This is a genomic window from Colwellia sp. (genome assembly GCF_013214175.1).
In the GTDB taxonomy this organism is placed as follows: Bacteria; Pseudomonadota; Gammaproteobacteria; order Enterobacterales; family Alteromonadaceae; genus Colwellia.
Genome location: NZ_JABSPA010000001.1, coordinates 167,378 through 181,256, shown reverse-complemented (window position 1 = coordinate 181,256; position 13,879 = coordinate 167,378). Strand labels below are relative to the sequence as shown.

General features: G+C 39.8%; 7 protein-coding genes. 2 read left to right on the top strand and 5 right to left on the bottom strand.

Annotation, left to right across the window (positions count from 1 at the left end; translation table 11 throughout):
• Nucleotides 1-194 precede the first annotated feature (194 nt).
• From HRT55_RS00760 to HRT55_RS00740, 5 genes are all read right to left on the bottom strand, one after another.
• A complete protein-coding gene (locus HRT55_RS00760) occupies nt 195-2,810 on the bottom strand; it encodes a beta-glucosidase (protein WP_291618089.1) in 2,616 nt (871 codons plus the stop codon).
• 770 nt (nt 2,811-3,580) lie between these two features.
• Nucleotides 3,581-4,330 (bottom strand): sugar-binding protein, encoded by a 750-nt coding sequence (locus tag HRT55_RS00755; RefSeq protein ID WP_291618088.1) that lies wholly within the window; start codon nt 4,328-4,330, stop codon nt 3,581-3,583.
• On the bottom strand, nt 4,323-4,886 hold the full coding sequence (locus tag HRT55_RS00750) for a gluconokinase (RefSeq protein ID WP_291618086.1): 564 nt from the start codon (nt 4,884-4,886) through the stop codon (nt 4,323-4,325). The genes HRT55_RS00755 and HRT55_RS00750 overlap by 8 nt, the downstream gene beginning before the upstream one ends.
• Nucleotides 4,879-7,299: an NdvB protein gene (locus HRT55_RS00745; protein WP_291618083.1), complete on the bottom strand. Its 2,421-nt coding sequence runs from the start codon at nt 7,297-7,299 to the stop codon at nt 4,879-4,881. Before HRT55_RS00745 ends, HRT55_RS00750 begins: the two co-directional genes overlap by 8 nt.
• Entirely contained in the window at nt 7,292-8,731 is a 1,440-nt protein-coding gene (locus tag HRT55_RS00740) for an MFS transporter (protein ID WP_291618081.1), read from the bottom strand. The genes HRT55_RS00745 and HRT55_RS00740 overlap by 8 nt, the downstream gene beginning before the upstream one ends.
• Nucleotides 8,732-9,169: 438 nt before the next feature.
• Here HRT55_RS00740 and HRT55_RS00735 point away from each other — a divergent pair, with 438 nt between their 5' ends.
• A complete protein-coding gene (locus HRT55_RS00735) occupies nt 9,170-12,229 on the top strand; it encodes a TonB-dependent receptor (RefSeq protein ID WP_291618079.1) in 3,060 nt (1,019 codons plus the stop codon).
• 119 nt (nt 12,230-12,348) lie between these two features.
• On the top strand, nt 12,349-13,857 hold the full coding sequence (locus HRT55_RS00730) for a tryptophan halogenase family protein (RefSeq protein WP_291618077.1): 1,509 nt from the start codon (nt 12,349-12,351) through the stop codon (nt 13,855-13,857).
• The last annotated feature ends 22 nt before the right edge of the window (nt 13,858-13,879 follow it).

Here is a 13,879-nt window from a genome sequence, read left to right as displayed (position 1 = left end):
ATTTTAAAATATATGAAACTAATTTTAATAAAATTAGTCGCACAATAGTAGTGGCTTACTTAAATAAACACTACGGTGGTGAATAAATACCCTTTAACATGAAATTTATTGGCAAAGAAGGCTGACATTAACAGCAACCTTCCGCCCAGTAGACATTTTTTCTGGTAATTATTGTTAACAATTACCAGCAGTAATTACTGATGGTAAGAGAAAGTCGCCCTGAGTTTAATATTATTTAAAGCAGTCCCCAACAGCACTTCAAACTGACCAGTTTCAGCTAACCAATCATTAGTGTTAACATCCCAAAAAGATAAATCACGTTTAGTCAGTGTGATGCTAATTTGTTTACTTTCACCAGGTACTAAATAAACCTTGGCAAACCCTTTCAGTTCCTTTATTGGCCTGTCGACACTAGACTCGATGTCGTGCAGATATAATTGCACAACTTCTGCACCAGCGACTTTACCGGTATTTTCAACCCAGACAGTCACAGTTATATTTTCATCCCCTGTGATATTTGATGCCGATAAAGCAATTTCCGTTAAAGAAAAATTGGTATATGAAAGGCCATGACCAAAAACGAAGCTAGGTTTGATTTTTTGTTGTTCAAACCAACGATAACCAATAAAGACACCTTCAGTATATAAGCTTTCTTTGGCGTTATAATCGTTCAGGGCAATTGGTGCGGTATCTTCAAGATGAGCCGGCAAGGTAATTGGCATTTTACCACTAGGGTTAACATCACCGGTTAAAATATCGGCAAAAGCATGGCCTGCTTCCATACCGCCATACCAACCCCAAACAATAGTCTTAGCTTGCTCTGCCCAAGGCATTTCAACGGCTGAGCCGGCAACAAGGAAGACCACGGTTTTTTCATTGGCGGCAATCAGCTTACTAATAATTTCATCTTGCGAGTTAGGTAGTTTCATATCTGGTCGATCGATTGACTCTCGGTCATCGCCATGGCTCAAACCGCCAAAGTAAATAACTGCATCGGCTTGTTTAGCTGCGGCAATATATTCAGCTTCACTGCTAAATAATTCACCCGGTGCATTCCAACCTAAAGTGAAGTGTTCACTGCCATCATATTGAATTTCGAAAGAATAACTCTCACCTGCTATTAACTCGATATCATAAACTAATGCACTAAGTTCATTTGCTGTATCAGCACTAACTTGGTGAGCAATAACAATATTATCATTTATTTTCAATTGAAAATCACCCAAGGTTTCCACGTTCAATTGATGCAGGCCGGTCATTAACGGTTTGATCTGTGCTGCCATAGTGATGTGTTGAGTATTGACAACACCTTTAGCGTTAGCTGGCGCTATGGCTTTAAATTTTGAATCAACTATCCAAGATTGCTCGGTTAAGTTTATCCGGGCTTTTTCAGTAAAATAAGCGATGTTCCATGCCGGGGTGCCGGTCCAATGACGACTATCAACATAATCACTGGCAATTGCGGCTAATTCACTACTGCGTGCTCTCATTACAGTAATAGTAACGTCCTCACCAAACTTTTCTCTTAAACCTTGTAATGGCGTCACTTCATATAAAGACTTAACTTCTGACGAGCCGCCACCCGTACCATGCTTTTTATCGGCATTCGGACCAAGTACTAGTATATTTTTCAGTTGTTTTTTATCTAAAGGTAATACCGCTTTAGCGCCGACAATGTCATTTTTTAACAACACTACACCTTCGGTGGCAATTTTGCGCGCAGCAGCTTGATGTGCTTTGGTATTTCTTGAGCCTGGCAAACGGTTTTCGTCATACATGCCTATACTATACTGCACTCTTAAAATGCGCCTAGCCTTTTCATCAGCGACTGATTCTGGGATTTCTCCCGCTTGAATCATAGCTAAAAAAGGCTTAGCTAAAAAGTAATCTTCATAATCATCTACCTTAGTACCCATCTCTAGATCTAAACCATTAACTGCGGCATCATAGGTATTAATATCGACATGCCAATCGGTAAGTAGTACCCCTTGATAACCCCACTCACCCTTTAAAATATCCATGACCAAGTGCTTACTTTGATTGGCGTTAGTGCCATAGTATTGGTTATAAGAACCCATCATGCCAAGCACACCACCCTCTTTAACCGCCGCTTCAAAGGCAGGTAAATACACTTCTCTTAAGGTACGTTCATCTGGTTTGGCATTAACACCAGTGCGGTTTAGTTCTTGCGTATTTAAGGCATAATGTTTAACCGTCGCGGCAACATCATTGGCTTGAATAGCTTTAATTTGCGGTACCACTAACTTGGCAGCTAAAATAGGATCTTCGCCCATGTATTCAAAATTTCGGCCATATAAAGGTAAGCGCGCTAAGTTAACCCCTGGGCCTAAAATAAAGTCTTTTTTTCTATTGCGCGCTTCAGCCCCTAATACTTGGCCATGTAAGCGAGCCATATCAAGGTCCCAACTGGCAGCAACTGAAGTAAGATGCGGTAAATAAGTAGCATAGTCATCGCTCCAACCCGCCGATGCCCAAGTATGACGTTCTATTTGATGACGTACGCCATGAGGACCATCAGATAACCACATTTCAGGGATACCGACACGCTCAATGGCATTGATGTGAAATTTACCACTGGCATGAGCTAAAGAGACTTTTTCTGGCAAAGTCATTATTGCCAGCAGTGTTTCTACATCTTGCTCTACTGTCGCCAGACGAGCTTCTTGCTGGCTCTGGTTTTGTGATGCTGTGCTTGCCTGCCCTACCTTACTAGCTTGCTCTTCACTAACACAGGCACTAAGTGCCAGTGTTAGTGATATAAGAATTAAACGCTGTGGTGATACTTTCATGAACAGACCTTCTTTTAAAATTATTTTTTGCTATTTTCTATTTGATATTTATTTCGTTAATAAAAAATAAACACAAGAAAATGTAAGCGCTTACACAAATAAATAGTAACCATAATATTTATGGTTACTATTGGCAAGTCTAGCTAGACTAATTATCGTATCTAGTCGTTCAAAAATAGGTCTATACCCAAACCACTTCAAGATGCTCGTTTCAGGACGCCTGAGCGATTCATGTTCAAGGCGTGTATTTCATTAATGGTTGTTCCCTTAATGAACTACGCAACAATGAACGTGATTTGCTCAGACGTCACACAATGGCTGGTTTAGAAACGCTTTATCCATCGTTATTGACTTCGAAAATAGAATAACTATTCTCCTTAATCAATACCTTGCCTAAAGACGTTTCTAATTTCAGCTGAATCCTGCATCTTGAGGTGGCTTGGGTATATACCTGCAGCTGTACGTTTAAATAGATAAAGTCAGTTACACTAACTTGTTTGTACTCGCTTGATTTCCTCTGAGATTGTTCATGCCAAACGCTTAAATTATTATTTTTTCAGGTATGAATCTTATTATGAGTGATTGGCTTTTTAGCCACTTGGGACATTGGCAATTACAATCAGGGCATTCGTCATATTTCAAAAAAAGCCCAACATTGCACCTTCAACTTTATGTATACCTATACCTATATTTATACTTGTAAGTACATGTATTTATTTATTGCTCACTTCACTAAAACAAGAATATTTAACTGAATCTTACCGACTAGGCTACCTAATCAAGGTCAATTTTTGAAAAACATCAGCGGTGATATAACCTAAATTTTTATTACCATTTATAGCTTTAATATCAACCGAGCCGATAAAATGTTCGCGCTCTTTACTGCCATCGTTATCACAATAGGCCAACATAAAACCTAAGCTTTTGCCCTCAACTAATTTAACGGCTACTGGCTTTTTCATTTGCATAGTAAAACTATCGTCATAAACCCGAACCGCCAGCTCCCAGATAACTTTATTAGGGGGTTTTTCACTGCGTCGCCACTTACTTGTTACATGATCATTTAACAAGACAAAATTATCCGAGCCATCGGCATTTTTTTCGCCCATATCGACTGCCTGATTATCCAAGGCAATATGATAAGTAAAAGCATTAAAATTAAACTGGTGATTGCCACCTGAGCCATCTTCATCAATAAATATTTCTAAACAATCATCATCCCAATATAAATGGCGTGGATCGGCATGTTGATCAAATAAAATATCATCGGTAATTTCTACCAATAAATATAATTGCGCTTCATCCCACATTATTTTAAATCGTCCGGAAAAATCTTCTTTGCTCGGTTGTATACCAAGAATGAGCTTATCTATTGGCTGCCATGTAGCTAACTGCCAGCTAGCTTCATTTGCTAAGCCGTCTATATGCATTTTTTCTGGTGATTTTAACGCTTCAAGCGCAGACACATTGATAGAGAAGATAGCTAGTATTGTACTTATACATTTCAAATAGTTAGACATTGTTCGCTTTCCTGGTAATTAATTGAGCAAGGCTAGATATTTCATTTGCAACAGACAAAAAATTTCGGTCTATATTAATAGTGCTAATATCTTGCTCGCTCAGTAAAGGTGTCTGCATAGCTTCAAATTGGCTATCGAGTAATTCAGCTGAAAAAAAGTGACTTTCACGGTTAGAAATTCGCTCAGAAATAACCGCTTTGCTGGCAACCAAATAGAAGAAGTGACAATGAAAACCCAATACTCTAAACAGTTCTCTGTGCGCCGACTTTAAACCTGAGTACGCCAGAGCAACGGACTTACCTTGCTGATGTAGTGCATTTAACTCCGCTATTATCGCGGCAAGCCAAGGCGCTCTCATCTCATCTGTTAATGGCTTATTGGCTGCCATATGTCGTTTAGCTTGCTCACTATGAAAGTCATCTGCATCAACAAAAACTAACGAAAGTTCATCGGCCATTTGTTGGGCTAGGCTTGATTTACCCGTACCGCTAACACCCATAACAATAAATAAATGCGGCACTTGTTGTGTTAAAGCTTGGTTTTCTAAGTTACTCATGTAGCGGTACCTTCACCTGCAGCTGATAGATTTTCCCTGACTGTAAGGCAGTTAATACATTGCCAAAGATGACTTTTTTATCGAGTAATATTTCCATGTTCTCTATAGCACTGCTTTGCTCAATTTTAAAATCAATCGTTGCTCCCCTAAATAATCGATGACCGGATAAATGTTTTAACCTTGTCGGCATTTTGGGCGCTACTTGTAAACCGTTAGCGCAGCCTTTTAAGCCACACAGCTCTTCTACTAAACAGCGGTATAACCAAGAAATTGTGCCCGTATTGAATAAGTGGCTAGAGCGGCCTGCTTGTTTGGGAAACTGATGGTAAGCACCGCGATAATAATTTGGCACATAGATAGGTAATTGCCCGGTTCTTTGGGCATTTTCAATGGATGGCAGCATTTTACTGAGCAAGTCAAAAGCAAGATTGTTTTGCCCTGCCTGATAAAGGGCATAAATATAGAATATTGCCGCGTGATTATAAACAGAGCCATTTTCAGACACCCCAGGATGTTTTTGCGTGATACGGCCAATATCTTCCACCATAGCGGTATAACTTGGCGCTAGCATCATCACTCCTTGTGGCGTAGTCAACTGCTTAGTTATGGCCGCTATCATCTCGGCTTGCTGATGTGCGTTTGCTGCACCACTGAGCATGGCCCAACTTTGCGGGTTAAGGAATATCTTGCCCTCTTTGTCCTCATTGGTACCAAAGACACGTCCATTGTCGGTAATGCCGCGGGCAAACCATTGACCATGCCATAAGTGTTTATTTACCGCACTATTAATGGCTTTGGCAGCAAATCGATATTCATCATACTTTTGTCGGCTAATATTAATATCGTATTCAGCACAAAGATCACACCAAGTCGTTATTGCGTATGCGGTTGCTAAAGATAACCAGCTAGAAACGCCTTTACCTTGATAACCGACCATATTCATCGGATCGCACCAATCACCTTGTTCAATAAAACTTAAACCTCGATCATCGGTAGCATTAATGAGGTAATCTAAGGCTAATTCTATATGGTTGGCAAACGATAGCTCTTGCTCTGAATCGGCAAAACTTATCATTTCACTGAGTAAATCGACATCAGCAGTTTCATTTAAATAAACCGACAGACAAATAGGCAACCACACACCATGATCGGCATGGGGTACTTGATTAATATATTTAAGTTCCGCATCGACATGTAGCAATACCCCCTCAGGCATAGCGCCATTAATACTTTGCTGAGATAACGCTAAGATATAAGCTTGCCGCGTAACCTCAGTATTAATAAAGGCCATGCCCATATTGTCTTGAATATAATTACGCGTTTGTGGGTCGGTACTCAAACGGTTAACATCGCCGTGGTAAAACATCTGTCTTGGTAACCAATGATTAACAAAATCATCAAAGCCTTTATTTCCGGTACTATTATCACTATTAATGGTTAAACACGCTTTGCCTTGTGTTATGTAGTCTCGATAAGATCTTTCCGTTTGACTTCGTTGCCTATGGCCCAAATATTTTTCTTTAATTATCGCGATTTCAGCTTCATCTTTTGCTGGACCAAAGAGAAATTGGAAAGTTTTGCGCTCACTAGCTAATAACTGCTGTTTAAACTGCATTACTGCAACAGGTGTCTCATAACGCGCTTCAACATTTGCTAATAACTCAGCCTTTAAAGCATCGGGTTGATGCAAACCACCTTCACCTTCAAAAACCTTTTGATTAGCATGCCATGCCGTTGGGCGAGTATCACTAAGGAAAAAAGTTTTGTCTCTTAGCTGTTGATTTTTAAAGTAGTCTTCTACTTTTTGATAGGGTGTTACCGAATCAGCGACAATAGCATTTAAGGTCTCGTTATAGGTTGCTGACTGATTCATCCACGACATATAACCAATGGTAAAATATGGGTAGACGCTAATATTTCTCACCGTTTCAGTTAAATTAAGCACGGAAAAAAACCAACACTCCACTAAATCGTCTTTAGTTAAATTAACTTTAATGGTTATCTGCAAACCAAAGTGTTCAATGGACCAAGTAATATCACTATGGCTGAGTTCAAAAGAGAACTTATCGAGTTCAACGCGCATTGGCTCGTAAGGCAGTGAAATAGTTTCACCACTGTCTTCATCTTTAAGATAAAAAAATCGTCCGGGATGATGGCTAAAATAACTATGTTCTGGTTGAATAAAACTTTTAGCTTCCATGTTTGGCGCGTAAGAGTATTTAGCTGGCTCGGGTTGCATAAACTGTGCATTAACATAACCACGACAATTCACTTGCATCACCATGGCTCGATTCCATAAAAACCCGGTCGCATTAGGTAATTCAGTTGGGCTTGATAGTTTGATTTTACTAGCATCACCCGTTGTATTATCGATAGAAATCAACGGAAAAATAGGTATAGGTAACTTAGGCATTAACGGCTCCTGTTTGCTCATCAGCCGCTTTAGGGGTTTCTTGTTTCGTTAATTTTTTCTGTACTAATTCATGCTCCGCTAACGCTTCCCGTGTTTGTAACTCACCTTGCAACTTCTGCAACTGCTGATCATCTAACGGATAAAAATAAATTACCGGCACGGCAATGGCGGCAAAAATAGCCGGTAGCAAGGTCATCAATAGCACTATACCTTGCTCCGATGCGCCGGTTTGCACCTGATTGGCAATATAGCCTAATGAAGCCAGCGTCCAGCCAATCATAGCGCCCGCAAGGGCACCACCCAATTTTTGTGCAAATGCAGCAGCGGAAAATATCATCGCCGTGGCCCGACGCCCAGTACGCCATTGCGAGAAATCCGCTGTATCGGCATACATGGAAAAAACTAACGGTGATTTTGGCCCCAATGCTAAACCAATCATGATTTGTAAAATAAACATCAAGGTGATGTTATCCTTTGGCACAAAATAGAAAATAACTGACAGTACCGCGACAAGTGTCATCAGTATCATTAGCAAACGACGTTTATCAATAAATTTGGTTAATAGTGGCGTAGACGCTGCGCCAATGGCTAAAGCAATCATGTAAGCCATAGCAAAGCTGCCAATTAAATCTGGACGTTCAACATAATATTTAAAATAGAAAGTTCCGCTGCTGCCTCTTAATGAGATAGTCATCATGATAATAAGTGCTAGGACAAAAAGAATCTTCCAAGGGGAATTCCGGGTCAAATCTTTTAAATCTTGTAATACCGGTGTTTTTTGCTGTGCGGGCGGAGAGATACGCTCAGTGGTAGACAAGAAAGTTATTACAAAGAGTACGGCTGACACTAAACCATAAGTAAGCATAGTAAGCTGCCAACCCAGTGCTTCATCACCCTGCCCTAAGTAATTTACCAACTCAGGCGTCATATAAGCAACAAGACTGCCACCAGAAAAAGCACCAATAAAACGAAAGCTGGTTAAGGTCGTTCTTTGCTGACTGTCACCGGTAACCACACCGAGTAAGGCGCCATAAGGCACGTTTATAAAGGTGTATGCCAACATCATAAAGATATAAGTGCCATAAGCCCAAATTAATTTATTGCCATCACTGACATCAGGTACGGTAAAAGTAAGTACCCCTGCAGCAATCATAGGGATAATACCCCAGAGTAAATAGGGCCTAAATTTACCAAAACGGGTATTAGTTCTATCAGCGATTGCGCCCATTAGCGGATCAGAGAAGGCATCAATAAGCCGAGTCACTAACATCATGGTGCCGACGGCAGCTGCTGATAAGCCAAAAACATCGGTATAAAAGATGAAGAGGAATACATCAAAGACACGCCAATAAAAATTTGAGGCGACATCACCACAGGCGTAACCCACCTTTTCACCTAAATTAAGTTGATGTTGTTTTATATTTTTTATCATTATTAGGCTCGCTGTTATTACCAAAAGTTACATTTGTGCATCAAAGTCACAAAGACCCTAGTTACAATTTCCTGTCATCTCACACCACACAATGTAAGCGCTTACAAATATACTGTCATTTGTATTCTTTTCAACCTGTAATTTATTTAAAAAACAGCGAAAACAACCCAAACAACTGTTAAAAAACAAGTTTAACTTAAGAATTAAAATCAAGAACTGTAGATAAACTGTACTTTTAGTGTATAAACTTTAATATAAATTGAAATACTTATTGACCTACTTTTATTATTAATTTACCTTTATGTAAGCGCTTACATCGTTACTTTAGTTTGCAACTTGTCAAAACAATGTGATGTGATATATTTTTTTGTACCATCTTGTAAGCGCTTACACTAATATGATAATTATAAAATGGTCCACTAAGACTGAGGATGTAACATGATTCAGAAAACATTCACCAAAACAAGAATTGCAACAAGCTTGTCATTGATACTTGGGGCAACTGCGCTGCCGGCAATATCAGCAGAAGAAGTAGCACAACCTACAAGAGAAAATCTCGAAGTTATCGAGGTTCGCGGTATAAGGGGTTCATTAGTAAAGTCTCTTGATTTGAAACGTAATGCTATCGGTGTTACTGAATCAATTTCAGCTGATGATATCGGTAAAATGCCCGATCAAAATATTGCCGAATCACTTCAGCGTTTAACTGGTATCCAAATTGACCGTAATGCTGGTGAAGGAACTACCGTGAGAATTCGCGGTATGTCAAATAACCTAACCTTACTAAACAATGAAAGTTTTTTAACGGGTATGGAATACTTTCAACTTGGTGAAGGCCGCTCTGAATTTCAAGACTCATTAGAGGGTGTTCCTTCAGAAGTCCTTGGTGGCGTTGATGTTTATAAAACACCAACCGCATCATTAATTGAAGGCGGTGTCGGTGGCGTAGTAAATTTACGTACTCGCTCTCCTTTTAGTGTTACTGAAGCCTTTGTTGCCGGTAATATTAAAGCTGATATAGGTAAAGATTCTGATCAATGGAAACCTTCAGGCACACTTGCCCTAGGTAACAGCTGGGATAATTTTGCCGCAATTGCAACAATATCAACTAGCTCTAAGGTTGTACATTCAGATCAAGCCCAAAATATCAATCGTCAAGGTTGGGTGTACAATCAAACTGCAGCGGGTGAAAACTATATTTTACCAGGCATGCAATATGAATCAGACAGAGAATATACCCGCGACCGTATCGGTGCTACTTTAGCATTAGGCTGGCGTATAACAGATGATTTTGAATTAGGCTTAGATTATTTTCATAATCAGCTAGAAATTGATAGCCGAGAGTATGCCCAGAAATATGCTATGGCCATCGATGGTGCTCTAGATGAAACTAAACCTTATAGCATTGATAAAAATGGTGTAATTCAAAACGCTACGTTTAACCAAGGTGCAGGTGAAAATAACGCTTCACGTGAAATTACCGATATTACTGCTGATAACCTCAAACTTAGCTTTGATTACTTTGTTGGTGATTGGAACATTGACGGTAACCTCACCGTTGGTAAATCTAAGTTAGATAAACAAGCCGCTTTTGCCGATTCTCGCTACTCTCCTTATGGTGTTGCCGGTTTTATTGGTGCTGATGCAGAAAGTGGTAATGGCTCTGGTGGTATTACCCCCAATGCAGTAGCTGGCGATAACGGTGACCGTTCATATACCTTTACTGGTGGTAATGGTTTACCGAATATTGCCTTTTTAAATAATGCCCCACTGCAAGAATCTCAATATCAGTTTTATAAGTCTCATTGGGGTTTTGCTGATAAAACTGAAAACGATTCATTTTCAGCAGCATTAAATGCTCAATATGACATTGATGCTGGCGCGCTAAGAACTATTAAATTTGGTGCACGCTATGCGAATAATGAAGTTGATTTTGCTCAAGGTCGTTATTTAACTAACTTAAGCAAAAATGGCGCACAATCGCCGTTTGATCCGGGCTTTAATTATGGTTATAACGCAGGTATTCCCGCTCCTGATGGACACAACTTAGGTGATGTCGATGGTGATGGTATTAGTGATAACCAAGCTTGGGGTCCAATGTACTACTACCTTGATGCAGCTATTGGTAATACAGCGTTTGATGCAACGACTTCATCAGGCCAAAACTTGTTTGAAGCCTTACATGGTGTTGGCGGCTCAATGTGGGGTGGCTCACCTTCTACTATGCCAATTGATACTTTTACTAGCAATCCAGACCGCGCTACTACCGTAGATGGTTGGTTCCCAAGTGGCGGTTCAGTTAATAGTGCATTATTTCAAGATGCGAGCAAAATGGGTAACCCACAAGCTTGGTTATCATCTGTTGCCGGTGGTGCGCCAGTTAGTTTACATTCAATGCCATTAGAATCATGGAATGTTGAAGTAAAAACTACCGCTTTTTATGTAGAAGCTGACCTTGAAGGTGATGATGTACCTTATAAATTAAATATTGGTGCACGTGTTGTACACACCGAAACAACGGTTGAAGGTGCGCAAGCATCAGCACAAACCGATGATTACTGGGGAACTCATACTTGGAACGGTACTTTTAAAACTTGGACTAAAACCTCACAAACTGATGATTACTGGGACTTTTTACCAAGCGCTAACTTTAGTTATGACTTAGATGAGCAACAAATTATTCGTGCCTCAATTGCCCGCGTAATGTCACGTCCTAGCAATCAAGATCTTGGCCGCGGTTTTGGTACAGAATTTGTTCGTAATGACAAAAACCAATATGTATTCTCATCAGGCTCTGCCGGTAACCCAAATCTTGAACCTTTTAGAGCAAATCAGTTTGATATCTCTTATGAATGGTATATGGATGACCTAAGTTATCTTTCTACTGGTGTTTTTTATAAAGATGTTGACTCATTTATTGTTAGCCAAACCAATATTGAATATGTTGCCGATGGTAGTGATGCTGGCCAAACTGGCGCTGGGGTAACTCGTCCTTTTAATGGTGACGGTGGCTCTGTGCAAGGTTTTGAATTTGCCTTACAAAAAGGCTTTGATAATGGTTTAGGTTTTATTATTAACTACACTTATTCAGACTCATCAACAGATCAAGACTCATTAACTAAAGAAGACTTAGCACTGCCAGGTATTTCTAAACATGCTTATAACGTTATTGGTTTCTATGAAAACCATGGCTTTAACGCACGTATAGCCTATTCATGGCGTGATGAGTATTTATCACCTGATAATACCTTCATTTCTATCGCTGGTTTAACAGATCAATTTGGTGGCACTGACCGTCCATTAGCAAACTACTATGCTGATTACGGACAATGGGACGCCTCTGTTAGTTATGATATTAGCGGTAACTTCACCTTAACGGCTGAAGCAGTCAATATCACTGGTGAAAGCCAGGCTCGCTACGCTGAATTTGAAAACTTATTTAGAAGTTTTTCATCTGGCGAAGCAAGATACATAGTTGGAGCATCGTTTAGGTTCTAATTGATGATGTTATCAATAGATACGACTCCCTAATTAAAAGACACAACGACTGGTTCGTTGTGTCTTTTTTATTTTTCAGGCAGCATAATTAAAACTAAGATAATTAATGAGGGTTTACTATGGACAGCATAAATAATATTGTCATTGTCGGTGGTGGCACAGCCGGCTGGACTACAGCAGCATGCCTAGCCAGAGTATTACAAAATACCAACAGTCAAATCACCTTAGTTGACTCACCAGAGGTTGCGACCATAGGTGTCGGTGAAGCAACGATTCCACCACTGGTTGAGTTCATGCGATTTTTAGGCATAAATGAACAAGACTTTGTAAAAAAAACCCAAGCAACATTTAAACTGGCAATAAAATTTACTAACTGGAATACTCTAGGTGAACATTACTGGCACCAATTTGGTAGTGTTGGCGCAGACATAGATGGTAAGGATTTTTACCAGCACTGGTACAAATCAACGCTGAACGGTAATAAAAACACTTACACTGACTACTCCCCTGCCATTGCGATGGCTAAAGAAAATAAATTTATTATTCCTCCCGCGGCACAAGGTCAGCAGCAACAATCTATTTTAAATGGTGCCACTTATGCTTGGCACTTTGACGCTCTACTGGTAGCTAACTACTTAACTGAATTTTCAACCAAACTCGGTGTAAAACACTTAAGAGGTCATGTTGAGAGTATTGAAAAACACGAAAACGGCTTTATCAAACAACTCACCTTAAAAGACGGTCAAACCATTACTGGTGATTTTTTTATTGATTGTACTGGGCAAAAAGCAATTTTGATTGAAGGCGCTATGGGTGTTGAATTTGAAGACTGGCAACACTACTTACCCATGAATAGAAGCATTGCTTTGCAGACTGAGAATCACGGTCCATCAGTACCTTACACAGAGTCGACTGCCCATGAGTTTGGTTGGCAATGGCGAATTCCATTACAACACAGAACCGGCAATGGCTTGGTTTTTTGTGACAAATACTGTAGCGATGAAGAAGCCTTAGAGACATTAATGAATAATATTTCAGGTAAGCCATTAACTGAGCCTAAATTCATTTCTTTTACTACGGGCAAACGAAAAGAGTTATGGAAAGGCAACTGTTTAGCACTGGGATTATCGTCTGGATTTTTAGAGCCTTTAGAATCAACTGCCATTCATTTAATGATGAAAGGTGTAGTTAAATTTGCTGAAATGTTACCGGATAAACGCTGTCAACAAGCTACCGCAAAAGAGTTTAACCGCATAATGGATATTGAGTACTTAAGCATTAGAGACTTTATCATTTTACACTATTGCACTACCAGTCGAACTGACAGTCAGTTCTGGCGAGATTGTCAAAATATGCCGATCCCAGATTCTCTCAGTGAAAAGCTCGCTTTATTTAAAAACCAAGGTAGGTTATTTCGTAATGAGTTTGACTTATTCACGCCGCCTAGCTGGTATGCAGTATTAACAGGCATGGGCATCAAACCCGATAACTATGATCGCCTAGTTGATATATCAGACACTAAGCAAGTACAAAGCATTATGGATAATGGCTTAGCAAACCTGACTAATACCGTGCAACAACTTCCTATGCATCTAGACTACGTCAAAAGCTTTAGTCGGCTTACTTAGGTCAATTATAAACATACTATTT

Excerpts from the sequence above, each read along its gene's own strand:
- HRT55_RS00740 (WP_291618081.1), bottom strand. The coding sequence starts at position 8,731 with ATGATAAAAAATATAAAACAACATCAACTTAATTTAGGTGAAAAGGTG.
- HRT55_RS00730 (WP_291618077.1), top strand. The coding sequence starts at position 12,349 with ATGGACAGCATAAATAATATTGTCATTGTCGGTGGTGGCACAGCCGGC.
- HRT55_RS00750 (WP_291618086.1), bottom strand. The coding sequence starts at position 4,886 with ATGAGTAACTTAGAAAACCAAGCTTTAACACAACAAGTGCCGCATTTA.
- HRT55_RS00760 (WP_291618089.1), bottom strand. The coding sequence starts at position 2,810 with ATGAAAGTATCACCACAGCGTTTAATTCTTATATCACTAACACTGGCA.
- HRT55_RS00755 (WP_291618088.1), bottom strand. The coding sequence starts at position 4,330 with ATGTCTAACTATTTGAAATGTATAAGTACAATACTAGCTATCTTCTCT.
- HRT55_RS00745 (WP_291618083.1), bottom strand. The coding sequence starts at position 7,299 with ATGCCTAAGTTACCTATACCTATTTTTCCGTTGATTTCTATCGATAAT.
- HRT55_RS00735 (WP_291618079.1), top strand. The coding sequence starts at position 9,170 with ATGATTCAGAAAACATTCACCAAAACAAGAATTGCAACAAGCTTGTCA.